Source organism: Streptomyces scopuliridis (assembly GCF_042790125.1).
Taxonomy (GTDB): Bacteria; Actinomycetota; Actinomycetes; order Streptomycetales; family Streptomycetaceae; genus Streptomyces; species Streptomyces scopuliridis_A.
The window spans coordinates 49,431-73,450 of record NZ_JBHTZS010000036.1 but is presented as its reverse complement, the minus strand read 5'-3'; the positions used below and the strand labels follow the sequence as shown (position 1 = coordinate 73,450).

Annotated in this window: 22 protein-coding genes and 3 pseudogenes; 13 read left to right on the top strand and 12 right to left on the bottom strand. The window is 67.3% G+C overall.

Translation table 11 applies throughout. The features are described from left to right. Positions 1 to 306 precede the first annotated feature (306 nt). Together ACFRKB_RS33955 and ACFRKB_RS33950 are read left to right on the top strand one after the other, a co-directional pair. Positions 307 to 1,389 (top strand): hypothetical protein, encoded by a 1,083-nt coding sequence (locus ACFRKB_RS33955; RefSeq protein WP_383110461.1) that lies wholly within the window; start codon positions 307 to 309, stop codon positions 1,387 to 1,389. A 25-nt stretch (positions 1,390 to 1,414) separates the two neighbouring features. Continuing rightward, the gene (locus ACFRKB_RS33950; protein WP_383110460.1) at positions 1,415 to 2,278 is read left to right on the top strand and encodes a DUF3592 domain-containing protein; all 864 of its coding nucleotides are present in this window, start codon (positions 1,415 to 1,417) and stop codon (positions 2,276 to 2,278) included. 226 nt (positions 2,279 to 2,504) lie between these two features. Here the strand turns inward: ACFRKB_RS33950 and ACFRKB_RS33945 are convergent, their stop codons facing one another. Continuing rightward, the gene (locus ACFRKB_RS33945; RefSeq protein ID WP_383110459.1) at positions 2,505 to 3,167 is read right to left on the bottom strand and encodes a response regulator; all 663 of its coding nucleotides are present in this window, start codon (positions 3,165 to 3,167) and stop codon (positions 2,505 to 2,507) included. After that, positions 3,164 to 4,291, bottom strand: a complete 1,128-nt coding sequence (locus ACFRKB_RS33940) for a sensor histidine kinase (protein WP_383110458.1) — start codon at positions 4,289 to 4,291, stop codon at positions 3,164 to 3,166. The genes ACFRKB_RS33945 and ACFRKB_RS33940 overlap by 4 nt, the downstream gene beginning before the upstream one ends. Positions 4,292 to 4,521: 230 nt before the next feature. Here ACFRKB_RS33940 and ACFRKB_RS33935 point away from each other — a divergent pair, with 230 nt between their 5' ends. Continuing rightward, on the top strand, positions 4,522 to 4,881 hold the full coding sequence (locus ACFRKB_RS33935; protein ID WP_383110457.1) for a DUF6223 family protein: 360 nt from the start codon (positions 4,522 to 4,524) through the stop codon (positions 4,879 to 4,881). A 287-nt stretch (positions 4,882 to 5,168) separates the two neighbouring features. Here the strand turns inward: ACFRKB_RS33935 and ACFRKB_RS33930 are convergent, their stop codons facing one another. After that, positions 5,169 to 5,627: an NUDIX hydrolase gene (locus ACFRKB_RS33930; RefSeq protein ID WP_383110456.1), complete on the bottom strand. Its 459-nt coding sequence runs from the start codon at positions 5,625 to 5,627 to the stop codon at positions 5,169 to 5,171. Positions 5,628 to 6,112: 485 nt separating this feature from the next. Between ACFRKB_RS33930 and ACFRKB_RS33925 the strand changes: the two genes are divergently transcribed. Further along, positions 6,113 to 8,479, top strand: a complete 2,367-nt coding sequence (locus ACFRKB_RS33925; RefSeq protein ID WP_383110455.1) for a glycogen debranching protein — start codon at positions 6,113 to 6,115, stop codon at positions 8,477 to 8,479. A gap of 144 nt (positions 8,480 to 8,623) precedes the next feature. Here ACFRKB_RS33925 and ACFRKB_RS33920 read toward each other — a convergent pair whose 3' ends face one another. Further along, positions 8,624 to 9,304 (bottom strand): hypothetical protein, encoded by a 681-nt coding sequence (locus ACFRKB_RS33920; RefSeq protein ID WP_383110454.1) that lies wholly within the window; start codon positions 9,302 to 9,304, stop codon positions 8,624 to 8,626. A gap of 180 nt (positions 9,305 to 9,484) precedes the next feature. Continuing rightward, complete coding sequence (locus ACFRKB_RS33915; protein ID WP_383110453.1) at positions 9,485 to 10,093, bottom strand: helix-turn-helix domain-containing protein; 609 nt, start codon at positions 10,091 to 10,093, stop codon at positions 9,485 to 9,487. Positions 10,094 to 10,215: 122 nt separating this feature from the next. Between ACFRKB_RS33915 and ACFRKB_RS33910 the strand changes: the two are divergent. The 3 genes and pseudogenes from ACFRKB_RS33910 to ACFRKB_RS33900 form a co-directional block, all read left to right on the top strand. Beyond that, positions 10,216 to 10,323, top strand: a pseudogene (locus tag ACFRKB_RS33910) (mycothiol transferase); the annotation flags it as partial. Between the two features lie 91 nt (positions 10,324 to 10,414). After that, on the top strand, positions 10,415 to 11,395 hold the full coding sequence (locus ACFRKB_RS33905) for an alpha/beta fold hydrolase (RefSeq protein ID WP_383110466.1): 981 nt from the start codon (positions 10,415 to 10,417) through the stop codon (positions 11,393 to 11,395). 95 nt (positions 11,396 to 11,490) lie between these two features. Further along, a complete protein-coding gene (locus tag ACFRKB_RS33900; protein WP_383110452.1) occupies positions 11,491 to 12,030 on the top strand; it encodes an SRPBCC family protein in 540 nt (179 codons plus the stop codon). Positions 12,031 to 12,146: 116 nt separating this feature from the next. On the opposite strand, the pseudogene ACFRKB_RS33895 reads toward ACFRKB_RS33900, so the two are convergent. The 6 genes and pseudogenes from ACFRKB_RS33895 to ACFRKB_RS33870 all read right to left on the bottom strand — a co-directional run bounded on the left by ACFRKB_RS33895 (position 12,147) and on the right by ACFRKB_RS33870 (position 16,576). After that, positions 12,147 to 12,694, bottom strand: a pseudogene (locus ACFRKB_RS33895) (GNAT family N-acetyltransferase). A gap of 91 nt (positions 12,695 to 12,785) precedes the next feature. Next, positions 12,786 to 13,271: an iron chaperone gene (locus ACFRKB_RS33890; RefSeq protein ID WP_383110451.1), complete on the bottom strand. Its 486-nt coding sequence runs from the start codon at positions 13,269 to 13,271 to the stop codon at positions 12,786 to 12,788. A 52-nt stretch (positions 13,272 to 13,323) separates the two neighbouring features. After that, positions 13,324 to 13,599 carry a VOC family protein gene (locus ACFRKB_RS33885; RefSeq protein ID WP_383110450.1) on the bottom strand — a complete coding sequence of 92 codons (276 nt, stop codon included), beginning with the start codon at positions 13,597 to 13,599 and terminating at the stop codon, positions 13,324 to 13,326. A 137-nt stretch (positions 13,600 to 13,736) separates the two neighbouring features. After that, complete coding sequence (locus ACFRKB_RS33880; RefSeq protein ID WP_383110449.1) at positions 13,737 to 14,786, bottom strand: aldo/keto reductase; 1,050 nt, start codon at positions 14,784 to 14,786, stop codon at positions 13,737 to 13,739. Between the two features lie 250 nt (positions 14,787 to 15,036). Next, positions 15,037 to 15,414 carry a GNAT family N-acetyltransferase gene (locus ACFRKB_RS33875; protein WP_383110448.1) on the bottom strand — a complete coding sequence of 126 codons (378 nt, stop codon included), beginning with the start codon at positions 15,412 to 15,414 and terminating at the stop codon, positions 15,037 to 15,039. 802 nt (positions 15,415 to 16,216) lie between these two features. Then, entirely contained in the window at positions 16,217 to 16,576 is a 360-nt protein-coding gene (locus ACFRKB_RS33870) for a hypothetical protein (protein WP_383110447.1), read from the bottom strand. Here ACFRKB_RS33870 and ACFRKB_RS33865 point away from each other — a divergent pair. Further along, positions 16,569 to 17,399, top strand: a complete 831-nt coding sequence (locus ACFRKB_RS33865) for an RlpA-like double-psi beta-barrel domain-containing protein (protein ID WP_383110446.1) — start codon at positions 16,569 to 16,571, stop codon at positions 17,397 to 17,399. The two genes, ACFRKB_RS33870 and ACFRKB_RS33865, sit on opposite strands and share 8 nt — an antisense overlap. A 183-nt stretch (positions 17,400 to 17,582) precedes the next feature. Beyond that, positions 17,583 to 18,998: a M1 family metallopeptidase gene (locus tag ACFRKB_RS33860; protein ID WP_383110465.1), complete on the top strand. Its 1,416-nt coding sequence runs from the start codon at positions 17,583 to 17,585 to the stop codon at positions 18,996 to 18,998. A 153-nt stretch (positions 18,999 to 19,151) separates the two neighbouring features. Here the strand turns inward: ACFRKB_RS33860 and ACFRKB_RS33855 are convergent, their stop codons facing one another. Then, positions 19,152 to 19,820, bottom strand: a complete 669-nt coding sequence (locus ACFRKB_RS33855) for a M15 family metallopeptidase (RefSeq protein WP_383110445.1) — start codon at positions 19,818 to 19,820, stop codon at positions 19,152 to 19,154. Between the two features lie 505 nt (positions 19,821 to 20,325). Between ACFRKB_RS33855 and ACFRKB_RS33850 the strand changes: the two genes are divergently transcribed. From ACFRKB_RS33850 to ACFRKB_RS33835, 4 genes and pseudogenes are all read left to right on the top strand, one after another. Further along, positions 20,326 to 20,946, top strand: a complete 621-nt coding sequence (locus ACFRKB_RS33850) for a LuxR C-terminal-related transcriptional regulator (RefSeq protein ID WP_383110444.1) — start codon at positions 20,326 to 20,328, stop codon at positions 20,944 to 20,946. A 358-nt stretch (positions 20,947 to 21,304) separates the two neighbouring features. After that, positions 21,305 to 22,072 (top strand): annotated as a pseudogene (gene prcB / locus ACFRKB_RS33845) (proteasome subunit beta); the annotation flags it as partial. Between the two features lie 402 nt (positions 22,073 to 22,474). After that, positions 22,475 to 23,497: a beta-ketoacyl-ACP synthase III gene (locus ACFRKB_RS33840; RefSeq protein ID WP_383110464.1), complete on the top strand. Its 1,023-nt coding sequence runs from the start codon at positions 22,475 to 22,477 to the stop codon at positions 23,495 to 23,497. A 58-nt stretch (positions 23,498 to 23,555) separates the two neighbouring features. Beyond that, complete coding sequence (locus ACFRKB_RS33835) at positions 23,556 to 23,789, top strand: acyl carrier protein (RefSeq protein WP_383110443.1); 234 nt, start codon at positions 23,556 to 23,558, stop codon at positions 23,787 to 23,789. Positions 23,790 to 24,020: the final 231 nt, after the last annotated feature.

The window sequence follows — 24,020 nt, the reverse complement described above, 5'->3', positions numbered from 1 at the left end:
AACCCCCGCGCCCCGGTGCCCCAACACCACCCCGTTGTGGCCCCCCACCCCTCATGCCCCCGCCCCCCCCCCCGCCACCTGCTCCTGCGTGTGGCCCCGGGTGAGGGCCAACGAGGCTGACTCGCGGATCGTCTCCCGATCGGTCTCCGCCGTCGCCGCGAAGAACGCGAACAGCAACGGCGCCGCGCCGGTGAGGTCATAGACGCGGGGCAAGGGCCCGGCGAGCCTCTCCAGGCGAACTCACCAGATGGGACGACTTATCCACAGGGCTGTCGTCCGTCGCGCATGGCGTGCACAATCTGCAACATGACGATCACCGCGGGCACACCGCCCACGCACAACACGCCTGCCGGCCTCGCTCTGGGGTTCCTGACGGGCGGCGTGATCGGGGCGTCGCTGACCGCCTTCATCGGTGGCTGTGTCGTCGAGAGGGCGCCACTGATCGTCACGGGGCTGGTCCTGCCGGCGGTCTACGGGCTCCTCTTCTTCCTCGCCACACTGCCGCACCGTGCCCGGGAAGCGGCCGTCGTGCCGCGCACGGCGCTCGCGGTGATCGAGAGCCTGGAGGCCGTCGGGGGTGAGACCAGCGATGTGCCGGTGCGGTTCGAGCTGTCCGTCGTGCCGGACGACGCACCCGCGTTCCGTGTCGAGATACGGCAGGACGTCAACCTCGTCGAGCTGTCCGAATACCGGCCGCGCGGAGTCGTGGTGGTGGAGTATCCGCCGGACCGGCCGTGGAAGACGCGGATCGTGATGCGGCCGACGCCGGAGTGGGAGGAGCGGGCGGCCGTGGCCCGGGTGGACTCGGTGCCCGGTCCGGCCATGAAGAGCGAGACGCCAGGTGGCTGTTTCAGCACGGTCCTCGCTCTCCTCGGGCTGTTGCTCGGCGCGGCCGCCGTGCTCCTGCTGTTCCGTGCCGACCTCTTCGACTCCCACGAGAGCAAGAGCGGCGCCCCCAGGCCGTCCGTCTCCTCCTCGTCGTCCACGACCACCGTGACGTCGGCGACGGGCACGGTCACCCTCGGTCCTGGCCAATCGATGCTCGACGAGGGTGAACTGCGCAAGGCCGTCGAGTCGTTGACGCAGGGTGCGGACAAGCGTCAGGCGCTCACCGTCGTCGTGCAGGACCGCCTGCTGACGGTCGTTTTCACCTCCACCGGCGTGAAGGCCGCCGCATTCGACCCGAGGTCCCTGCCCTACGAACGTGTCCCCGGCCTGATCGAGGAGGCCAGGACGACCCTCGGCGTCGAGTCCCCGCAGAGCTGGCAGCTCACCGCCGACGGTGTCACCGGCTCGCTCACGCTCAGGGTCATGGTCAGCGGCGACGGGGGCGCGGGAACGCTGGAGGCGGACGGTCAGGGCAACGTGCTTCGGCGCAACGGCAGTTGACCGGATCGGGCAGGAGGAGGGGTGCATGGGATGGGACGAGTTTCTGGTGCTGTGGTGTGCGGCGTGGGGTGTGGTGACGCTGGCCGGGTACGGCATGTCGCTGGCCGGGGTGACGAAGGCGCAGCGGACGGTCCGGCTCACGGGGCGGATCGAGCAGGTGCGGGAGCCCCGGCACGGCGGGTCCCGGACGGGCGGGATATGGGTGGTCGTCTCCTACCGCGACCCGGCCTCGGGTCAGCAGATCACCGTGACGAACGACGGTGAGCGGGGCGAGATGATCACCGCTGCGTGGGAGGGCCGGGAGATCGGGGTCAGCCATCCGCGGGGCAGACCGCACGCCTACCGGTTCTCCAACACCCCGGAGAAGCCAAGTCGTGGGCTGGGCTGGCCAACTTTCGCGGTCTTCCTGGTCTACGTCGGGCTGGTGGTCCTCGCCGCGGTCGGCTGGGGGTGGCCGTGGGCGCTGATCGGCTTCGGCGGACCGTGGGCGGTCTTCGCCGCCGCTTCGCTGCCCGGGACAGTACGCGCCAAGAACCGCCGCATCGAGAGACTGGCCGCGATGGACAGCGTGCGGGGGCAGGTCGTCGCGGTCCTGAAGGACGTCAGCGTCGACCAGGACGACGGCCACACCTCGACCACCATCACTCCGGTCGTGTCATTCACCACCCGCGAGGGCACGGCCGTCACGGCCCACTGCACGTCGAACCTCCCGGACCCCGCCGACGCGTACGGCCGTGACGTCACGGTCCACTACACGCCCGGCAACCCGGCCGAGTTCGTGCTGGACCCCGCGGCCGAACACCGCTCGGAGGAGCGGGAAGTGATGGTCAACGTCCTGGTGATCATCGTGCTCATGGCGACGGCCGTGGCGGGAGTGGCGATGCTCTGAGGCCCAAGAGAGCTTCTTGTGATGGGGTCCCGTTGCGGCATGCGGCAGCCCTGTGCCGTGCACAAAAAGAGCTTCGACGTTCTTCATGCCGGTCTGGTTCTTGAGCCCGGTCTTCTCCTTGGGGGTGATGGGGGGGAAGACATCCCCGGCCGCATACCGTGCCGGAACGCCGGCCCGTCCCAGATCTCGACCGGCCCATGGATGTCAGGATGCCGGCCCATGGATGTCAGGATGTGCGCGGAGTCACCAGGCCGGATTCGTAGGCGAATACCACGAGTTGGGCGCGGTCGCGGGCGTGGAGTTTGGTCATGGCCCGGTTGATGTGGGTCTTCGCGGTCACTGGACTGATGACCATGCGGTCGGCGATCTGATCGTTGGACAGACCCTGCGCGACCAAGGTGACGGCCTCGCGTTCGCGGCTGGTCAGCTCTCCCAGCCCGGCGGCGGCGGTGGCCGGGAGCGGCTGGGTGACGTACTGGTTGATCAGCTTGCGGGTGATGGACGGCGCGAGCAGCGCGTCACCGCGGGCGGCGACCCGCACAGCGTGCACGAAGTCGTCCGGCACGATGTCCTTGACGAGGAAACCGGCCGCGCCGGCGCGCAGCGCGTCCAGGACGTACTCGTCCATGCCGTAGTTGGTGAGGATGACGACGTGCACCGGGGCCAGGGCCGGGTCCGCGGCGATGCGCCGGGTGGCCTCGATGCCGTCGACGACCGGCATCTGGATGTCGATCAGCACAACATCGGGCAGGTGCTGTTGGGTCAGCGCCAGGCCCTGCTCACCGTCTGCTGCCTCGGCCACCACCTCGATGTCGTCTTCAAGGTCGAGGAGCGCACGGAATCCGCTGCGAATGAGCGGCTGGTCGTCGACGAGCAGGACACGGATCATGACGCTCGTTCCACGGGGAGTTCGGCCTCGACGGTGAAACCGCCCTCGGCGGTCTGCTGTGCGCGCAGCCGACCGCCGAGGGCGGTGACACGTTCGCGCATGCCGAGCAGCCCCAGGCCGGGCTTCGGCACTGTGGTCGGTGTGGCCTGGCCGTCGTCATCGACCTGGATGGCCAGTGAGTCGGCCCGGTAGACGATGCGGACCGACGCGGACGAGGCATCGGCATGCCGGGCGATGTTGGTCAGCGACTCCTGAACGATCCGGTACGCAGTCCGGCCCACCGCGGCCGGCACGTCGGTCCGCTGTCCCTCGACCATCAGCGTCGCCTCCAGGCCCGCCCTGCTTGCCTGCTCCACCAGCTTCGGGATGTGGTCGAGCCCGCGGGGCGGGGTGGTGTCGTCATCACGCAGCGCCTCCAGGGTGGCGCGCAGCTCCCGGGTCGCCTCACGTCCGGCCTCCTGGATCGCGAGCAGGGCCTCGGGTACCTGCTCACCTCGCCTGCGGGCCACGTGGACGGCGACTTCCGACTGAACCTTGATGATCGAGATTTGCTGGGTGAGCGAATCATGCAACTCCCGCGCGATATGCAGCCGTTCCTCATCCGCGCGGCGCCGCGCGGTCTCCTCCCGGGTGCGCTCGGCTTCGTCCGCTCGTTGCTCGGCCTGCCGCAGCGCCTCCCCCGCGGCGAACGCGGCAATCAACCAGGCGAGCTCAAGGACGTGCCGGGCCTGCGCCAACGCCTCACCCGCAGGCCCATCATGGAAGACCAGAGCAGTGAGGTGAAGGACGACCAGCATGGCCACGGACGCCGCCACCGTGACGGCCCGTTGGCCGGCCCGCACCGCGCCGTACACAGCGACCAGGTACGAGACGGCGAGTACGTCGAAACCCACCGCCTGATACCCCACCGCACACAGCCCGGTGACGGCCAGGACGGTCAGCGGAGCGCGGCGACGCGCGACCAGCGCGAGGCCACCGGCCGCCAGCAGCACGTAGCCGAGCATGTCGGGGCCCGTGCCGGGGTGCTCCCCTGACAGCCCATTGCCCAGCAGCAGTGCCGCCACACCGAGGGCGATCGCCCCGTCTCCGACACCGGCAGGAACGCCGAACCGACCTTGGTCCATGCGCGCACCCTAACCGTGTGCCGCTGCGAGCGCGTCCCGCTCGTGGACGAGCGGCCGACTACCGCGCTCGCGGTATCCGGGCGGCTCCTGCCGCACCCGCAGCAGGCGTCTGCGGCAGCGGCGGCAGCGCGAAGTGCCTGCGCCTGAGGGACGACCGGCACTGCGGTCGGCAGACATGCTCACGGCACAGCGAAACCTTGGAATTGATCCAAGCGAAGAAGGGGAGAGGCATGAACGCATCAGACGTCTTGATGGCGGCTGCCGAGGGCGGAGTCATCGGCGACGGGCGGACCGGTGCCAACCTGGCCCTCGCGGTGGGGGCGGTCGGCGTGGCCATCGGCTGGCTGGCGCTGGCCCGCCTCGCCGGCCGTAGCCGCACCGGCAACGCGCGCGCCGGCGCCATCTCGGCCATGACGGCCGGGCTGGCCGGCACGGTCCTCGCGGTGGTGCACCTGGCCACCTCCAGCGGCGGTCCCGGGACCGGCAACGGAATCGTCGGAGCCATCGTGGCCATCCCGTTGGGAGCGATCGCCATCGTCCTCGGCCGCCGGGCGCTGATCCGCTCCCGTCGCACTGTGCCGGCCGGCTGACCGCGGCGCATCCGTGCGCGGCCGGATACGGTCAGCAGCAGGCGGCTGGACCGCGCCTGATGCCCCGTTGGCGTCGAAGTGTGGCTCGCGGACCGGCCGGGCTTCTCCAGCTGCGTGACGCGGTCCTCGTCCACGTCACCGCCGCCGCAGAACTTCGCGTCGTTCAGCCACGAGTTGGTCGCCGCACAGCCACGCGGATGCAGACGCGGTCCGGAGGTACGGCCCTTCGGGCTGGTGGGGGCGCATCCTGATGTGCCGCGTATTCAGCGGGCAAGTCCGACGGCTGATTACTGCCTGTTGCCGGTAACGGTGGTCCAGCGCGGGTCGATGTGGCCCAACCATGCGTCTTGATCGTCGGCCAGTGGCTGCTTCAGGGGAAGTGGGAGGAACCGGCAGGCGAAGGTGAGGCCGGCGTCATCTCCGTCGCCGTGAACGTGGTGTTCCCAGGCATCGGGGGTGTCCGCGGGCGCCTGGAGGTGGAAGAAGCCGCTTCGTCGTGGCTGTCCCGTGTCGGGGTGGGGTTTGTCCTCCTCAGCGATCTGCCGGACCACTGTGGCTGTCAGCAGGCCGGTTTCCTCGGCGACCTCTCGAAGAACCGCTTCTTCCGGTCCTTCGCCCGATGTGACTCCTCCCGCCGGGACCTGAGTGCCGGCCTCTGGCATATCGACGTGGTCGAAGACCAGCAGCTCGGGGGCTGCGCGATGCCGGATCACGTATGCGGCGACGCGGATTCTGGGTCGGATCATCCTGGCATTGTCCGTCATCGGCGCCGTTCGCGATCGCCGGGGCATATCGGCTCCAAGTGCCCTCGGCCTCGGTGACCAGGCGGGGGGCGGTCTTGTCGTGGCAACCGCAGCCCTTGGCGGTGACGGGGCCGCGGCTTGGAGGGCGAGGTGACGGATCGACGAGGTCCGGGCCCGCTGGAGGGGAACGCTGAGTTTACTCAGTCCGTCCCTGCCCAGTCCGACCCGCAGGGTGGCCTGGTGCATCGGCTGGTTCGCCCGACAACCGGGGAAGAGCGAGCGGGGGACTTCGCGGTCACCGCTGCTGCCCGGCCCACCGGTCGGAGCTTGGAGTCGCCATGTGCCTGCGGGAGGTACTCGGTGGCGCGCGCCGGAAGTCTTTACGCGGACCGGTCGGCCCGCTACCTTGCGGCAAGTTACCGCAAGGATTTGCAGGTTACAGTGCGGCCGCGGCGCTTGCGGCCCCTCCATGCCGTGAAGGAGCAGCCGTGCGTCCCGCTACCTGTGTCCGTGCCCGAATACGAGAACAGCTCCGACGTGTGGTGCTCGCCGCTGTAGTCGTATGCGCGGCCCTGACCGGTCCCGGTGTCCCCGCTGCGGCCGAGACGTCGGCTCTCGTGGCCTCCGGTGCGCGGAATCTGGGAGCGGCCTACGACTCCACAGGGGCGGGCATCGGCTTCCGTATCTACTCGTCACGGGCGACCCGGATCGACGTCTCCTTGTACGCGTCCGCCTCCGGTAGCCAGGAGCGTGTCAGTTATCCGCTGACCAAGGACCCCACCAGTGGCGTCTGGTCGGTCAACGTATCCGTCGCGACGCTGCGCGACCAGTACGGCATCACCGGGGCGGTCTACTACGGCTACCGGGCCTGGGGCCCCAACTGGCCGTACAGCTCAGCCTGGACGAAGGGGTCGTCCGCCGGATTCGTCTCCGATGTCGACTCCGCCGGCAACCGGTTCAACCCCAACAAGCTTCTGACAGACCCCTACGCGCGGGAACTCAGCCATGACCCTCGCACCGCCGCGGTGAACAGCGAGACGGTCTACGCCTCCGGCCCGCAGTACCGCACCCTCGACAGCGGACCGCAGGCGCCCAAGGGCATCGTGCTGCCGAGTGACACCACAGGCACCGGCAGCAAGCCCAGCCGCGCCCTGAAGGACGACATCGTCTACGAAGTCCAAGTCCGGGGCCTCACCAAGAACGATGCTTCCATCCCCGCGGCCGACCGCGGCACGTACAAGGGAGCGGGCCTGAAGGCCGCGAGCCTGGCCGCCCTGGGCGTTACGGCGGTGGAGTTCCTGCCCGTGCAGGAGACCCAGAACGACGCCAACGACGTGGACCCGAACAGCACCGCCGGGGACAACTACTGGGGCTATTCGACGCTGAACTACTTCGCACCGGACCGTCGTTACGCATCCGACCAGAGCCCTGGAGGTCCCACACGCGAGTTCAAGGCGATGGTCAAGGCGTACCACGACGCCGGCATCAAGGTCCTCGTGGACGTGGTCTACAACCACACCGCCGAGGGCGGGCCCTGGAACGCCGCCGACAAGAACACCTACAGCCTGCTGTCCCTCCGGGGCCTGGACAACCCGACGTACTACTCGCTTACATCCGACCGGCAGAGCCCGTGGGACAACACGGGCGTCGGCGGCAACTACAACACCTACAATCCCGTCGCCCAGGACCTCATCATGGACTCCCTGGCGTACTGGAAGGACACCCTCGGCGTCGACGGCTTCCGCTTCGATCTGGCGTCGGTACTGGGCAACACCTGTCAGCACGGCTGCTTCCAGTACAGCAAAACCGATCCGAACACAGCGTTGAACCGGATCACCGCGACCATGCCCGCACGCCCGGCCCAGGGCGGCACCGGTACGGACTGGATCGCCGAGCCCTGGGCGATCGGCGCGGGCACCTACCAGGTGGGCAACTTCCCCGCCGAATGGTCCGAATGGAACGGGATCTTCCGGGACACCCTGCGCCGCGATCAGAACGCCATGGGCTTTCAGAACGTCACGCCGGGCGAACTCGCCACCCGGTTCGCCGGATCGTCCGACCTCTATCAGGACGACGGGCGGGCGCCCTGGAACTCCATCAACTTCATGGTCGCCCACGACGGCTTCACTCTTGCCGATCTGTACGCGTGCAACGGCAAGAACAACGGGCAGACGTGGCCGTACGGTCCCTCCGACGGCGGCTCGGACGACAATATCTCCTGGGACCAGAACGGAAACGCGGCCGACCAGCGAAAGGCCGCCCGCAACGGCATGGCCTTCCTGATGCTGTCCGCCGGCACACCCATGATGACCGGCGGCGACGAGCACCTGCGCTCCCTGCGGTGCAACAACAACCCCTACAACCTGGACTCGTCGGCCAACTGGCTCAGCACCACGTACACCGGCGACCAGAGCACCTTCCGCACCTTCACCCAGCGCCTGATCGCCTTCCGCACAGCACACCCCGCGCTGCGCCCGGCCGGTTTCTACAGCGGCTCGGACACCAACGGCAACGGCATGCCCCAGTTGAGCTGGCACACTCCTGGTGGCTCGGCCCCCGATGCGGCGTACTGGGACAACCCCTCGAACCACGCGCTCGCGTGGCGCATCGACGGAACCGAACTGGGCGACTCCAGCAGCGCCCTGTACGTCGGTTACAACGGCTGGTCCGGTGACGTCGACTTCACACTCCCGTCTCCCGGGTCGGGCAAGCAGTGGTACCGAGTGACGGACACTTCCGCCTGGGCCGAGGGCCCCGGCCAGGTTGCTTCTCCCGGTGCTGAGGCCGTCATCGGGGGCGCCGGCACCAGCTATCGGCTCGGCGGCCGCGCACTGCTCGTCCTGATTGCGAAATAGCAAGCGTCAAGCGTCTTCGCAGGTCAGCCCCTGCCGGATGGCCTCTGATCGGGCGGCCACGGTGCACTGAACGCAACCTGGGCAGTCACACGGACCGCATCCCGGCGGGCGCCGTGCCGCTCCCCCGTACCGATGTCCATGACCTCATGAGGTCTCCGGCGAGCGGCCCTCGTCGAAGACGACCCCGCCCTCGCCCACGCTCACCGGCACGTTGATCCAGTGGGACGCTCCGTCGACGGACGAGGCGTACTGGCAGCGGTGACCGGTGTCCCGTTCGTACGCGACGAGTTCAAGGTCCGGCACCTTGTCACAGCGCAGATGCTCGCTGACGTCGTTGTACTCCTTCCAGAACTCGCCGTAGACGGACTTCGCGGTGAGGGCGACCCGGCCCCCGCTGCTTATCTCGTACGGTTTCAAGTCGCCGGCCGGCTCACTGAACCGAATGGACCAGGGAACCTTCAAGCCCTCGTAGGTGACGGTGCACCGTGTGGTCACACCGGGCGCTTCGCTCACCTCGCCGCCCTCACACGTGGCGCTGGTCCTCCCCGATACCCCGGCTATGGCCACGGTGTGCTTACGCATCTGCCACAGTGCCCGTTCGGTGAACTCGGCGTCGTCGGGAGGTTCCGGGAGGGTGGTCAGCAGCGACTTCACCGTCAGGAGTCCGGGCTCGGCCGCAGTGACCGCGACGGGTAGTTCCTTGCCGCTCCTCGGCGGCGCGGAGTCCGCAGGGCGGGATTCGCCGTCATCCGGTCCCGAACCTTGACAGGCCACGGTGGCGAGAACGATCAGGGCAATTCCCGGGAGGGTTCGCACGATTCGCATGTTGGGCAACCCTACGTGTCCGCTGTGCGTGGGGGGTGACTACGGGTCGCGTCGGTGGGGTGGTGAGGTGCAGCCGTGGTGGGCGTGATCGATGTAGAGCAACCGCCCGGCCTCGGTGCCGGGGCCGGGGCCGGGGCCGAGGGCTCGCTGCCGGCGGGAGTACGGAATCTCTCGCTGAGTTCACCGTCGGCTCCCGGCCTGAGACGAGCGATGGGGGTCGGTGCGTACATGCGCGCGCATCCCTTGCAGGCCGAAGAGGATGAGAAGCTCAACCACGCCGCCGTCGGCGCTGCCCAGCCAGTGGGGCAAGGACGTGTCGAACTCGGCTGCCTCACCGGGCGGCAGGGTCAGATCGCGCTCGCCGATCACGAGTCGCAGACGTCCGTTGAGCACGTAGAGCCATTCGAAGCCTTCGTGGGTCTGCGGGGTCGGTTCGAGTGGTTCCGGCTGGGCGGGGATGATCATCTTGAACGCGTGCACACCGCCCGGTCGCCGGGACAGGGGCACGAAGGTCATTCCGAACCGCCTGATCGGCTTGAGGTGGATCCGGGGGTCACCGGTGCGCGGAGCACCGACGAGGTCGTCCAGCGGAACGTCGTAGATACGGGCCAGCGGCAGCAGCAGTTCCAGGCTCGGCCGGCGCTGCCCGCTCTCCAGCCGGGACAGGGTGCTTTCCGACACGCCGGTCGTCGACGCGAGGTCGGCGAGGGTGATGCCGCGGTCACGACGCAGCGCGCGAAGGCGCGGCCCCACCGCGTCGAGCACGTCGTCGTCCGTCTTGTGATCCATCAGGCCATCTTGCAGTAACCGCAAGATTCCGTGCCAGGCCGTGGGGTGTCTGGCAAGACTGAGCGCCTACCGACGCAAGGAGCCTCGATGAGCACCACCGATGCGGTCGCGTGCTGGGACGGCGTCCACGCGGCCCGACCGGCAGCCGGCGGCCCGCAGAGGAAGCCGGCCGACACACGGGCCACGCGGACATCCTCCGCGAACTCATCGACGGCACGACCCGCCGCTGATCCGCCTTCTTCAGGACGTGAACACATGATCACAGCACCACGGCCGTTGTCGCGCCGCTTCCTCCGACCCGCGCACACGGTGGCAACCGTGATGCTCACCCTCCTGCTCACGATCGGCACCGCAGCCTGTTCCGCGTCCACGTCCACGTCCGCGCCGACAGCCGGCGACGGTGTTCCCGGCTACGCCGCCGCCCTCCAGGACGATCCCCGGTTCAAGAACACCTTCCGGCACAAGTTCGCCGACGTCGACGGCGTCCGTATGCACTACGTGACCGGCGGCAGCGGCACGCCGGTCGTGCTGATACACGGTTGGCCACAGACCTGGTACGGCTGGTGGCCGATCATGCCGGAACTCGCCAAGCACCACACCGTCTACGCCGTCGACCTTCCCGGGCTGGGTGACAGCACCGGCTCACCGACCGGCTACGACAAAGCCACGCTGGCGCGGTACGTGCACACGCTGATCGCCGATCGGCTCGGGGTGAGTGATGCCCGTGTCATCGGACACGATCTCGGCGCCGCGGTGGCATTCCAGTACGCCAGCCAATTCCCCGACGACACCGCACGCCTCGGCTACCTCGACCTGCCTCTGCCCGGGCCCGCGATCGATGCGCCCACCTACCGCTCACTGAGCTGGCACATCGCGTTTCACTCCCAGCGACGGGTCCCCGAGGCGGTCGTGGGCGACGATGTCCGCGAGTACCTGGCACTGTTCTATCCCCAGGTCTCGTTCGGTGGCACGGCATTCGGTGGCACCTCTGAACGGTCCCCGTTCACCGAAACCGAGATCAACGAGTACGCACGAACCTACAGCCGGCCCAAGGTCCTGTCAGGCGGCTTCGAGCTCTACCGCGCCCTCGACAAAGACGTCCGCGACACCGTGGCAGCAGCACCGGTACGTGCCCCGGCCCTGCTCATGACCGCCCAAGGGCAACTCGACGCGATCCAGGGCACAGTGGCCCCACGCCTGACCAACATCGTGCGGGCGGTGGACGTACCGAACGCCGGGCACTGGCTCATCGAGGAGAACCCTCAGTTCGTCACCGCCGAGCTATTGCGTTTCCTCGACTGATGACCACGCCACCAAGGCGGCACGGATGCCGCTCGGCACGGACCGCAGTGCCGGGCGTCACCATCCAGTACGCCGACTGACTCTCGCGCTACCGGATGAACGTGTGCCCGGCCAACCGCTACCGCGTCGACCGCGTCTTCTTGGCCGGGCGCACCGCCCGCATCCACTCACAGGAGCCCTCCTCCGTGCACACATACGACGTCACAGTGACCACCAGTGCCTCGCCGGAAATCGTCTGGAAGCTACTGGTCGACGCCACGAGCTGGCCGCTGTGGTCCAAGGTGGACAGTCTGGACACGACACGGTCGGTCGGCCTCAACCCTGGCGGCGACGACGGCGTCGGTGCCGTCCGGGCTTTCCGGACGGGGCGCGTTGTGAGCGGGGAGCGGCTGACTGAGAAGGTCGAGCGCCGCCTCTTGGCCTACGAAGACGCGTTCAATTCGTCGATACACAACTATCAGGCGCGCATCGAGCTGAAGCCAACAGCGGGTTCGGGCACGGTCATTCACTGGTACGGCGAGTACGAGACGAGTCGGCTGTTGCGCTGGATCATGCCGCGCTACCTCCAGAAGTTCATGCGGGGCATGGCGGAAGGGCTGGCGCGCTACGCCGAGGAGTGCACGCCGGCTGAGTGACGCCTACGCCGCGGCGCGCGTTCAGCCAGAGCCCGCCCCGGGCATCGCGGCGGATCGCACACGAGTCTCGTACGACCGATCGGTGGCCTCGTGGATCCGCGCCGTCGAGCACGAACTCAACCGGCCGGCGTGACCGAGGTCCACACGCCGAACCACTGCTCGGCGCCGTACTCCTCGAACCGCTCCACCTCGGTGAACCCCAGCTTCGACGCGAGGCGCATCGAGCGGTCATTGGCGGTCTGATGCCGAGCACCACCGGCTCGCTGGGAAGTGCCTCGGCGAACCAGTCGAGTGCCGCCGCGCACGCCTCGGCGGCGTATCCGCGTCCCCACGCTTCCGGCAGGAACATGTAGCCGAGTTCGGCCTCCCCGGCATCCGGACGGACGTGGCCCGGACGCTCTGCGTCGCGCCGATCGAGTGTGATCATGCCGATCATCGCTCCGTCGAGATCGATCACGAACAGGCCAGGGCGCTGCCGCGGCACCGCAGGCACCGCGCGTTCGAGCTCATCACGCGGTCGAGGACCACCGATGTAGGTCCCCACCTCCGGCGAGGCGAACAGATCGATGAACGCCGCCCGGTCCCGGGCCTCGGGCTGGCGGAGCACGAGCCGTTCAGTCCTGATCGGGGCAGGTGGCCAGGCGACGGGTCCGAGCTCAGTCATGCCGGCGAAACTACCCAGGAGGCTCTGCAGTGATCAAGACTGGCGGACCGATCAACCCACCGGCCCGCGGCGCGCCCCACCCCGGCCGGCCTCAGCCGACCGCCTTCTTGACGAGGGCCCTGATGTGCTGTTCGTCGGCTGCGGTCAGCTCCCTCACGGCGTAGGCGATCGGCCACATGGCGCCGTCGTCGAGTGCCGCCTGGTCGCTGAACCCGAGCGTGGCATACCTCGTCCTGAACTTCTCCGCGCCCTGGAAGTGGCAGACGACTTTGCCGTCTCTGGCGTACGCGGGCATCCCGTACCAGAGCTTGGGCGCGAGATCCGGAGCGGCGGTCTCGATGATCTCGTGGATCCGCTCGGCGAGGAGGCGGTCCACCTCCGGCATCTCGGCGATCTTCGCGAGCACGTCCCGCTCGGCCGCCGCCTCCTTCTCCGCCCGGGACGAACCGCGCCGCGCCGCCGCCTTCTTCTCCTCGCGTGCGTGCTCCTTCATCGCGGCCCGCTCTTCGGCGGTGAATCCGTTGTACTTCTCGGTGGCCGTGCCGGAGTCCTCGGCGGGCGACTTCGTGGACGGCATGGCGGTTTCCTCTCGTACAGGGTCAGGCGGGGCGGGAGTGAGGGCCCGGAAGTCAGGACGGCGTGGGGGCGAGCGACGCGGCAGCTTCCCAGGCAAACCCGTCCGGGTCGGTGAAGGTCTCGGCGGTGCTGCCGAGGACGACGCGGTGCGAGCCGGTGCCGTCGGCGGGGACGCGGAATCCGGTGGAGTATGCCTCGGACGCCCGCAGACGTATGTACGTGTCCACACCGAAGGCGCTGTAGAAGCGGCGGGCGGCCTCGGGGTCGGCCACCTCAAGGGTGACGGACGCGAGGGATGTGTTGGCTGCGATGGAAGCGGTGGTTGCCATGACCAGCACGCTAGGGGCTGCGCAGCGGCCAGGGCTTCTCGATTCCTGACCGGTCTGAGACCTGCTGCGCCAAGCACGCCGGCGTCCCCTCCACCGCGCTGTACCGAGCGGCCGAAGCCCGCCTGCTGGGCCGGAGGTCAGCCCGCTGCACGCTCCGCGAGAGGCCGGCGGCGCCGGGCGACGTCGACAAGCGAGGGGGCGCGCCAGGCCCCGTCGGGGTGGTACTGGTTGGATCCGGGCGGCACGATGTCGTCGATCTGGTCGAGCATGTCGTCGTCCAGGGTGAGTGCGCCGCCCTTCAGCAGGCCTTCCAGTTGATCCATGGTCCGTGGGCCGATGATGACCGAGGTCACGGCGGGGTGTGCGAGGGGAAAGGCCACGGCGAGCTGGGGAAGCGAGCAGCCGATGCGGTCCGCGAGCAGCGCCAGCTTTTCCACCGTTTCCAGCTTGGCGACGTTCTCGGGGATCGTCGGATCGAAGCGCGCCGGGGTGAGTGCCGCCCGGCCCGTGGACAGGTCGATGGGCCGGCCCTTGCGGTATGCCCCGGACAGGAAGCCCGAGGCGAGCGGACTCCACGTCAGCACGCCCATCCCGTAACGTTGGCAGACGGGAAGCACGGACGTCTCAACGCCCCGCGCCAGCAGCGAGTACGGCGGCTGCTCCGTCCTGAAGCGCAGCAGGGCCCGCCGCTCGGAGACATGGTGCGCCTCGACGATCTCCTCGGCCGGGAAGGAGGAGCAGCCGAAGGCGCGGATCTTGCCCTGGTGGACGAGGTCGCTCAGGGCGGAGAGCGTCTCCTCGATGTCCGTTGTGTGGTCGGGGCGGTGGACCTGATAGATGTCGATCCAGTCCGTCCGCAGGCGCCTGAGGCTCTCTTCGACCTCTTTGATGATCCAGCGGCGTGAATTGCCGCTGCGGTTGGGACCCTCGCCCATGCGGAAGTGGACTTTGGTGGCCAGCACCACCTCGTCGCGGCGGCCCTGGAGCGCCTTGCCGACGATTTCCTCGGACTCGCCCGCCGAGTACATGTCGGCCGTGTCGACGAAGTTGATCCCTCGGTCGAGGGCCGCGTGGATGATGCGGACGCAGTCGTCGTGATCGGGATTGCCGACAGCACCGAACATCATGGTCCCGAGGCAGTGCGCACTCACTTCGATTCCGGTCCCGCCGAGCACCCGGTAACGCATGGCCAGCCCCCTCAGTCCTTGGTCGTGGCGAGGATTCCATCACTTGGAGCGCGCTCTATGTCAACTCTTGGCGAACTGGAGTCGAGGTCTGCCGGCACACCACCGGCGTGACAGCATCCGCTGCCGCGCCTTCAACCAACCGCCCGCCGGTCTCCGTCTACGGCCTTCGGCCAGCTCCGTACGGTGCGGCACTACGAACAGAGCAGAACCGACGGCCGGAGCCACGTTCTTCCTCTGGATCCGCTCGTGATCAATGACCCTTCGCGGGCTCAGTGGCCACCCCGAAGAAGTCGGCGCACGCCGTCAGTCCGCTGACCGTCACGGGCACATGCTCCTGACGGCTCCAGTCCTGCCGTGAGAGCCGGAACCACTGGGACTCCACGACCTGCCCGTGGAGTACATCGCGCTTGGTGCCATCAGGCTGATAGCCGAGCTTCTGCGACACTGCGATCGAAGCATCGTTGTCGATGAAGGACACCGACCTGGCGGTCACCGCGCCGAGTTGCGCGAACGCCAGATGAAGCATGGCGACCCTCATTTCGGTTCCGATTCCCTTGCCCTGATGGTCGATCCCGATCCACGAGCCCGATGTGATCTCGCGTCGGATACCGAAGTCGGTGGCGCGCATCTCCTGGATCCCCACGGGGGCGCCCCTCGAAGAACACGACGAGTTCCAGTGCCCAGTCGTCGGGTGTCCACGTCCCCAGCCGGTTCCAGTGCTGCTGCACGACGTGGCGGGCACGTTCAGCAGGTGGCAGATCCGTCCAAGGTGTCAGGAACGGCCGTGCGGTCGGGGCATGAACTCCCCGTGCCGCCACATCGGCCACCGCTGCCAGCTCCTCTTCGGACGGAAGCCGCAACTCAAGACGGGGCGACCGAATGCGCAGGGCCCTCAGCGGCCAGATGCCGATCAACATGCACGCCAGTGTGCACAAGAACACGTGTGGCCGCCACTCATTCTCCTTCCTCATCAGGCTGCGACACACAATCGGCGGGATACCGCCCAGGTGATGAGTAAGGACCGACGAGCCCCGGGTTACGCCTCCCCGGACATGACGGCATTCACAACATGTGGTTGTGGAAACCGCACTGATACTCACACCTGTTGTTCCCCCATCACTTTCGGACGCCGGAGATCTTTCCGCGGAAGAGGCCGCAACCCCCATGCAGAACACGTGCCATTGGTGCCGCTGACGATCGTTCTTCCAGCTCAACGAGCCCTTTCTCCCTCCGACCAGGGTGCCCCGACAGGGCAGACACGCAACTTCCGTTTCCTCCCCAATGGGCCCGGACAGCCTCTATTCCCGGCCAATTGATACCCGTGAGCGCCACTCAGCGGCCTTGGACATTATCCGGAAACGTGGCAGCATCCCGGCCAACCGCACATCTGGCCACGCGCCTAACGGCAGAGTCTCCCGTCTTTCATTTGTTCAGGGGCGCGGCCCACCCATTCTCATTTCACCAACGAGGCAGGTCGCTATGGAGAAGCCGAGTCCGCCCTCCAGTAATCCGAAGCGCACGGCAATCATCGCGAGCGTGATCACGATCAGCGTCGTAGGTGTCGCCGCAGGTGTCTTTCTGCCCAGCGCAACCTCGGCCGACGACCGGGCCGGCAAGGCACCGACCGCTGCGGGTGACGTGACCACCTCACCGTCTTCCACCCCCACCATGTCCTGGACGAAGAGGCCCACTCTCAGACCGTCGAGAAAGGCCGCTCCCAAGGAGCCGTCGTCGCGCCCCACACCCAAGCCCTCTGTCACATCACGCAAGGCCAAGGAGGGAATGTTCACCGGTGTGGCCACGCATTTCGACAAGACCGGTGACGCGGGTGGCGGATGCGGCGTTCCGCCGGCTCAGATCGAGAGCGAGGACTTCGTCGCACTCAACGTGTACGACGTCCCCGACAACTTCTCCCCTTCTCTCCCCCGCCCCGCTCCCGAGGCCCTGAAGGGCGTGTGGAACAACGGGCTCAACTGCGGCCGCTGGGTGGAAATAAAACTCGGCGACTTCTGCACCATCGCCAACGGCGGCGCGGCCGGCCAGGGAATCTGTCGGGGAGGTGCGTGGAAGCGTGACAAGTTCAACGGCGCCACTGTGAAGGCCATTGTCACCGACAGCTGCGCCGATCCCAACGAGTGGTGCCGTTCCGACCGTAACCATCTGGACATCGCCAGAAGTTCCCTTGGCCGCTTCACACTCAACGGCTCTCCCGTCGGCGACCTGGAGAGGATGGGCAAGTGGAACAACCGGAGAATCGAGTGGTCGTTCATCCCCGCACCGGACTACCGCGGCGACATCAAGATCGGGCTCGCCAAGGACGCCTCCAAGTGGTACAGCCCAGTCGTCATCACGAACCTCCCCAATGGCATCCGCGGTGTGGAGTACCAGGAGAACGGAACGTGGAAAAGGGCACAGATGACCGGGGACAACGGTCAGCGCTACGAGATACAGCCCACGTCGGCCGCCCGCGCCACCTTCACGGTCCGCATCACCGACGCGCACGGCAAGCCACTGAACGACGGACGCGAGTACTCGTTCAAGCAGCCGAGCTGCGCGGGTGAATCGACGCGGTGCGACGGCCTCTACACGCCAGTCAGTTACACCACCAGCTGAGAGGCGGGCCGCACCAGGAAGGTGGTACGGCCTACACACGCCCGGATATCGCTCATCTGCGCTGAGCGATGGAGGAGTTGAACTCCGTCGGCTCATCCGGCGGTCGTTAGTATCCCCCGAATCCACGATCGGGAGGTCGAAATGGAGTTGAGCAGGCGAGCGTTCACGATGGGTGCGGCTTTGGTGCTGGTCGGCCCGGCGATCAGTGCGACGGCTCAGGGAAATGGCAGATCCGCGGACGACGGCTTCGATGTCAGACACTACGCCGTCGACCTCAACTATCGGCCGGAATCGGATACCCTCGCCGGTTCCGCCACCATTCTGGCCAGGACGACGCGCCGGTTGCCGCAATTCGACCTCCATTTCATGCTCACTGTGTCGTCGGTCGTTGTGAACAACGAGCCGGCCACGTTCTCCACGGAGAACGGTAAGCTCACCATCACGCCAAGGAAGCCGATCAAGCAAGGTGGTGACCTCCTCGTGGAGGTCCGCTACAGCGACACCCCGGGCACGTACCCGGGAGGCGGTGAACACGGCGCGGGCTGGAAGCGAACGGCGAACGGTGCGCTGGCGGTGTTCAGTTCGGCGTGGTGGTACCCGACCGCCTTCGACGTGGCGGACAAGGCGACTATGGAGGTGAAGGTCGTCGTGCCGACGGGGCTGAAGGTGGTCGCCAACGGCACCCTGCGGTCCGGCGGACCGGTTCCGGTGCCCGGCGGCGACCAGTGGACATGGCGCAACGAGGTTCCGCAGCCGAGTCTGACCACGCTGCTCGCGATCGGCCAGTACGACCTGAAAGTCTCGACGGTACTGGGCGGAAAGCAGCTGGTCACCGCGTACGGGACCGGTCTCGGCCCGCTGGAGGCCCCGGCACGCACGTCGGTCGAGCGGACTCCGGAGATTGTCACGGCGCTGTCGAAGTGGTTCGGTCCTTATCCGTTCACCGCGTTGGGTGGGCTGGTCGACATGGAGTTCCGCACCCCGGTCGCCACGGCAACCCGGCCGATCTACTACGGCGGCTTCTTCGAAGACGGCGCGAACGCGTCGCTGGTCGCACACGAGTTGGCCCACCAGTGGTTCGGAAACGCTGTGTACCCGACGCCGAACGAGCAATGGCTGTCGGAGGGATTCGCCACCTACGCGGAGTTCCTGTGGTCGGAGCGGGAGGGGCAGGGTACGGCGGCCGAACTCGCCCAGTCCAGCTACGACTTGTACCCAGCGGGCCACGAGGCCTGGAAGCAGGCACCGGCCAACCCGGATCCGGACAACGCCCTGTCGTTCCCGATCTACTACCGGGGCGCGCTCGCCCTGCAGGCGTTGCGCACCAGGGTCGGCGACGACACGTTCTTCAGGATCCTGCGGACATGGGTCGCCTCGCAGAAGACCGACGAGGCGGCGACCACGGCCGATTTCACCGCACACGCCGCACGTGTCGCCGGAAGCGACCTCGACGACGTGTTCCGGCCGTGGATCTACGGAACCGAGCGTCCTGCTGTCGGCCCCAACGGGCCACTTGGCAAGGCGAGAACAACGGCGAAGCCGAAGTCCTTCGACACCATCCACAACAACTGCAGGCGATTCGCGGCCGCACGACACTGAAACGCGGTCCTGGGCCTCCTTTCGCGCGGGGTCCAGGATTGCCCAGCGGCGGGCCCTTTGGCAGCCACCCGGGGCGGTGTAGTCGGCGCCCGGTGTGCGGCGTTGAGTGGTGAACCCCGCCGGCCCCTCCATACAGGACCAGCCGAGATTCGATCAAGGGCATCCCTGCCCATCACGTCCTCTCGGTCCGTAGCAGGCGGCTGCCGCTCCGGTAACCAGAGCCCAGTAGCGGTCGCCGAACGACCAATGCCACCACTCCGTCGGATAGTTCACGAAATCCGCAGCCCTCAGAACGCTCCCCAGGATCTCCCGGTTGCCACGCGCCTGCCCGTCGATCGCGGCGGCATCGCTGTAGCAGGCCCCAGCGCTCTCCTCCGGAGTCGCGTTCATCGGCGTGCCCAGGTCCAACTCGTTGCCATCGGCATCGGCAAGTGTCAGGTCCACTGCCGCCCCCGCGCTGTGAGGCGCGATCTCCGGGGGTGACACAAAACGGCTCGTCGCCGTGCGCAACTGTTCCTCTGACCAACCGGGCTGCTCAGCCCGCAACTCCGCCGAGTAATCCTCGAAGTAGCGACGCTGCAGCTCTGGGGGTCGGTACCCCTCGACCACCAACAGCCGCAGATCGCCTGGCAGTTCGGCTTGTGCCCGGCACAGGCGCTCCAGCACACCTTCGCGCAGGAAGAAGAAGGAATCCGAGTCATCCTGCTTGCGCGGGTCTACGAGCAGCCGGCCGTCCAGCCGGAGGTCCGCGAGGCACGCACCGCATTCGCGCACGGGAATGGCCGCCACCTTCGGATCCGACATCAAGATGATCTGGCTCATGCCGGGATCATCTCGTAGCGGTCAAGGACCGCACGACCCACCACAGGCTCTCTTCGGGCGCGGCCAGTCGACTGTTCCGTCCAGGAACGCGCGCCGGGGCCGACGATCGTGCCGTTCGCACCGCGGCGAAGGCCATGTGCACGACGGCGTGGTGGACGCGCTCCCTTCACGCGACAGTTCCGCCTGTGCCGGCACGCGCGGCGCGATGTCCACAACGGTCCGCACATACCCTTACATACCCTTCAAGGACTTTAATCAAGAAAGATGCGGAACCATGCGTGAATAAAATCTGAATCAAGACCAAACCCACCAATGGCATCGCGCATACGTTCGGCATTGATTCGCCCAGGGGAAAGCTCTAGGACTTTCCTCTCCAGGGATTGAAGAAAAGTCCTAGCATTGCGTGGCACAGGGAAGCCGTGACATGTGGCAGAGCCTCAGCTCTTCAAGTACCGTTTACCCCAACCCTCACCGTTTCTGGACATACTCGACAGAAGGGGGAGTTGTGCCTATCGCCGTCCACGATACGGATACATTCCATTGGGCCCTGCTCATGCAATCCGGAATCAGCGTGGCCGTAATTGATGCGGAGAGGAGGGTCCTGTGGGCGAGCCCCAGTTTCCTTCACAACTTATCGAGAGCGCGGGAAAAGATCGTCGGGGGGCATCTCTCGGATTTATTCCACCCAGGCGTGAAAGAACATTTGAATTTACTCATCACTGAAGTACTGGAAGGTCGGCGGATCCGCTTCTCCCAGGAAACCATCCTGGTCCGTGGGGGCGGGCGGTGCGCCGGTGGAAATCTGGTGGGCGTGGCGATGGGCGGATTCGAGGGCGGCCCCGGTCTGCTCGCTTTATGGCATCCGGACCGCCACTCGACGGTGCGTACGAATGATCTGAGCCGGCAGGTCACCGTCAGCGAAATGGGCCGCAGGGTTCTTGAGGGTGTGGCGCGTGGTCTGTCCAACGCAACACTGGCATCCCAGCTCTATATGAGCCGCAACGGCATCTCGTACCATCTGGGCGAGCTGATGAGAGAATTCCAGGCCGACAATCGGACAGAACTGGTCTCCAGAGCGTATGCGATGGGTCTGCTCAAAGTCGGAACATGGCCGCCGGCCACCTGACAGGAGCCGTCCGCCCGACCGGGCGGCCTGTGCGGGTTCGGCGGCACAGACGCGGAGTTCCTGGAGGGCCAGGATTTCGTGCAGGCCGCCGTCGCCGGCTCGGGCACCATCCGCACCTGGCCGATACCCGCACTCTGCCGCCCTGCCCACCCGCCGCAGGAAGGCGGGAACCGGCCATCCGACTCCGGGAACTGATCGGCAGGCTCGCGGCGGCCGGTTTCCGGAGATCGGAAATTTGGTAGGTTCCGAAGATCTTCAGCGCATTGCGGAAAGGGGACACCGAGTGACTGGGACCACCGGCGGGCAGCCGCTGACACCCTGGCTGTTTACCCCCGGAACGTCGTCATTCATAGAGTTCATGGCACGTTATGAACCGGACCTGCTGCCCGGAAGTGGGCAGCGGCCCGCCGGGGCCGCGGGGCTGACCGCAGATCAGATTCCGCACGGTACAACCGTGCTGGCACTCACCTATGCGGACGGCGTCATGATGGCCGGTGACCGGCGCGCGACGATGGGAAACCTCATCGCGCAGCGTGATCTGGAAAAGGTGTATCCCGCGGACGAGCACACGGCGGTGGCATTCGCCGGAACCGTAGGGATCGCGCTGGACATGGTGCGGCTCTACCAGGTCGAGTTGGCCCACTTCGAAAAGGTCGAGGGCACGGCGATGACCCTGGACGGCAAGGCGAACCGGCTGGCCACCATGATCCGGGCGAACCTCGGCCAGGCCATGCAGGGCATCACCGTCATACCCCTGCTCGCCGGGTACGACCTGCTCGCCCCGGAAGGCGAGGAGGGACGGATCTTCAGCTACGACGTGACCGGCGGACCGTACGAGATGCGGGACTTCCACAGTGTGGGATCCGGTTCCCCATACGCCCGTGGGGCGTTGAAGAAGCTCTACCGCCCCGGGCTCTCGCGCCGCGAAGCCGCGCTGGCCGCGCTCCAGGCGCTGTACGACGCGGCGGACGACGACTCGGCGACCGGCGGCCCGGACGTCTCCCGGCGGATCTTCCCGGTCATCGCGTCCATTACCGAGGAAGGCTATGAGCGGATGGATGAGGCACGGACCGAGGAACTGAGCCGAAGTGTGGTGCACCTGCGGCGGCGCCCCCCCGACGGGCCCACGGACACGCGCGCCCGGGGGTCTTCGGCCATGCCGACCCAGACGGGGCGGGCCCTTTTCGGGCCCGCCCCTTCTGGGTTTTCGCTCCGGGCGGCCCACCACACGGGACACACACCAAGTCCCTCTCCCCCGTTCTTAAACACTCGGAGTGTACATGCATGGACACGAATTCCCCGAAAATCTCCCACTAAGGTGACGGCAGAAGGTGACGGCGGATTCCTCGCGAATGGTTTCGGAATCCCGGTGGCAGGACTCCGATGGCGGGAATTCGGTGAACCGCGTTGCCACACGGTGGTACCTGATGGCCCGTCAGGGGACGGAGCCGCCGGCCGTCCGATGACGTCGCAGACGGGTCCGCGCACGCAGGTGTCGCCCCGACCACTCGACCAGGGAGGCCCGTACATGCCAGTGAGACACCAGGAGAAGGACCGGGCGGTGGTGGTGGCGGGCGTCGGTGGATGGGTGCCTCCGAACGTCGTCACCAATGACGACCTGTGCGCCCGCCTCGACACGTCGGACGAGTGGATCCGTACCCGCACCGGCATCAGTACCCGGCACGTGATCTCCCCCGGCATGGCCACGTCGGATCTCGCGGTCGAGGCGGCCCGCAGGGCGTTGGCCTCCGCGGGCGACCCGGAGATAGGAGCGGTCGTGCTCGCCACGACCACTCCCGACCGGCTCTGCCCGGCCACCGCGCCGGATGTCGCGGCCCGCCTCGGGCTCGTGGGAGTGCCGGCCTTCGACATCTCGGCGGTCTGCGCCGGTTTCCTCTACGGCCTGGCGACGGCGGCGGGGCTGATCGCCCATGGCACGGCGCGGCAGGTTCTGCTGATCGGAGCGGACGCCTTCACCACCCTCATCGACGCGAAGGACCGTTCCACAGCGGTGATCTTCGCGGACGGGGCGGGCGCCGTGGTGCTGCGAGCGGGTCAGGCCGGCGAACTCGGAGCGGTGGGCCCCGTGGTGCTCGGCAGCGACGGCAGGTTCGCGGACCTCATCGAGGTACCGGCCGGGGGTTCGCGCCAGCGTTCTCGGAACGGGTCGTACGAGCCCGGCGACGAGTTCTTCCGTATGGCGGGACGCGACACATTCCGGCAGGCCGTGAAGTGGATGTCAACGGCATCCCGGCACGCGGTCGAGGCCGCCGGCTGGCGTCTTGAGGACATCGACAGGTTCGCCGCCCATCAGGCCAACGCCAGGATCCTCAAAGCCGTCGCGGACGAGCTGGCCGTACCGGCCGGGCGCCGGTTGTCGAACATCTCCCGGGTCGGCAACACCGGCGCCGCCTCCATCCCGTTGCTGCTCGCTCAGGCCGCCGAGGACGGCGGTCTCGTCGAGGGGCACCGGATCCTGCTCACCGCCTTCGGCGGGGGACTCTCCTGGGGCGCGGCCACACTCACCTGGCCGCGTCTGCCCGCCGCCTGATATCAGCCATCCCCAACCGTTCACCTACGCAACAGAATTGGACCGTCCCATGTTCGAGATGCTCAAGGAAATACTGGTCGGCAAACTCGAAGTCGCCCCCGAGAGGGTCACTCCGGAGGCCACCGTCAAGGACGCCGAACTGGACTCGCTCTCCATCGTCGAGCTCTCCATCATCCTGGAGAAGGACTTCGCGGTCACCATCACCGACGACGAGTTGCTGGCGGCCCCCACGATCGGCGACATGGCGAAGCTGTTGGAGGAGAGGCACGCGGCGGAGCGACGAGAGGGATAGGGGAAGACTGCTCGTCCGTCCCCCTCTCACTTCGTTCTTAAACACCGGGAGTGTACATAGGTGGACACGACGTGCCCGAAATCTCTGACTAAAGTCATGAGCAATTGGTCTGGCGGCAGGCTTCATCCCACGTAGGCGGAGTTCGAAGTGAGTGTCAGGGAAACGGTTAACTTATTTCATCGGCCTGGATTTCCGAGCTTCCTGGAGGAAATCTATCAAGGCCGGTTCGAA

What these genes read in the sequence shown, in the direction of transcription:
- ACFRKB_RS33955 (WP_383110461.1), top strand. Translation starts at nt 307, where the DNA reads ATGACGATCACCGCGGGCACACCGCCCACGCACAACACGCCTGCCGGC.
- ACFRKB_RS33950 (WP_383110460.1), top strand. Translation starts at nt 1,415, where the DNA reads ATGGGATGGGACGAGTTTCTGGTGCTGTGGTGTGCGGCGTGGGGTGTG.
- ACFRKB_RS33945 (WP_383110459.1), bottom strand. Translation starts at nt 3,167, where the DNA reads ATGATCCGTGTCCTGCTCGTCGACGACCAGCCGCTCATTCGCAGCGGA.
- ACFRKB_RS33940 (WP_383110458.1), bottom strand. Translation starts at nt 4,291, where the DNA reads ATGGACCAAGGTCGGTTCGGCGTTCCTGCCGGTGTCGGAGACGGGGCG.
- ACFRKB_RS33935 (WP_383110457.1), top strand. Translation starts at nt 4,522, where the DNA reads ATGAACGCATCAGACGTCTTGATGGCGGCTGCCGAGGGCGGAGTCATC.
- ACFRKB_RS33930 (WP_383110456.1), bottom strand. Translation starts at nt 5,627, where the DNA reads ATGATCCGACCCAGAATCCGCGTCGCCGCATACGTGATCCGGCATCGC.
- ACFRKB_RS33920 (WP_383110454.1), bottom strand. Translation starts at nt 9,304, where the DNA reads ATGCGAATCGTGCGAACCCTCCCGGGAATTGCCCTGATCGTTCTCGCC.
- ACFRKB_RS33915 (WP_383110453.1), bottom strand. Translation starts at nt 10,093, where the DNA reads ATGGATCACAAGACGGACGACGACGTGCTCGACGCGGTGGGGCCGCGC.
- ACFRKB_RS33905 (WP_383110466.1), top strand. Translation starts at nt 10,415, where the DNA reads ATGCTCACCCTCCTGCTCACGATCGGCACCGCAGCCTGTTCCGCGTCC.
- ACFRKB_RS33900 (WP_383110452.1), top strand. Translation starts at nt 11,491, where the DNA reads ATGAACGTGTGCCCGGCCAACCGCTACCGCGTCGACCGCGTCTTCTTG.
- ACFRKB_RS33890 (WP_383110451.1), bottom strand. Translation starts at nt 13,271, where the DNA reads ATGCCGTCCACGAAGTCGCCCGCCGAGGACTCCGGCACGGCCACCGAG.
- ACFRKB_RS33885 (WP_383110450.1), bottom strand. Translation starts at nt 13,599, where the DNA reads ATGGCAACCACCGCTTCCATCGCAGCCAACACATCCCTCGCGTCCGTC.
- ACFRKB_RS33880 (WP_383110449.1), bottom strand. Translation starts at nt 14,786, where the DNA reads ATGCGTTACCGGGTGCTCGGCGGGACCGGAATCGAAGTGAGTGCGCAC.
- ACFRKB_RS33875 (WP_383110448.1), bottom strand. Translation starts at nt 15,414, where the DNA reads ATGCGCGCCACCGACTTCGGTATCCGACGCGAGATCACATCGGGCTCG.
- ACFRKB_RS33865 (WP_383110446.1), top strand. Translation starts at nt 16,569, where the DNA reads ATGTTCACCGGTGTGGCCACGCATTTCGACAAGACCGGTGACGCGGGT.
- ACFRKB_RS33855 (WP_383110445.1), bottom strand. Translation starts at nt 19,820, where the DNA reads ATGAGCCAGATCATCTTGATGTCGGATCCGAAGGTGGCGGCCATTCCC.
- ACFRKB_RS33840 (WP_383110464.1), top strand. Translation starts at nt 22,475, where the DNA reads ATGCCAGTGAGACACCAGGAGAAGGACCGGGCGGTGGTGGTGGCGGGC.
- ACFRKB_RS33835 (WP_383110443.1), top strand. Translation starts at nt 23,556, where the DNA reads ATGCTCAAGGAAATACTGGTCGGCAAACTCGAAGTCGCCCCCGAGAGG.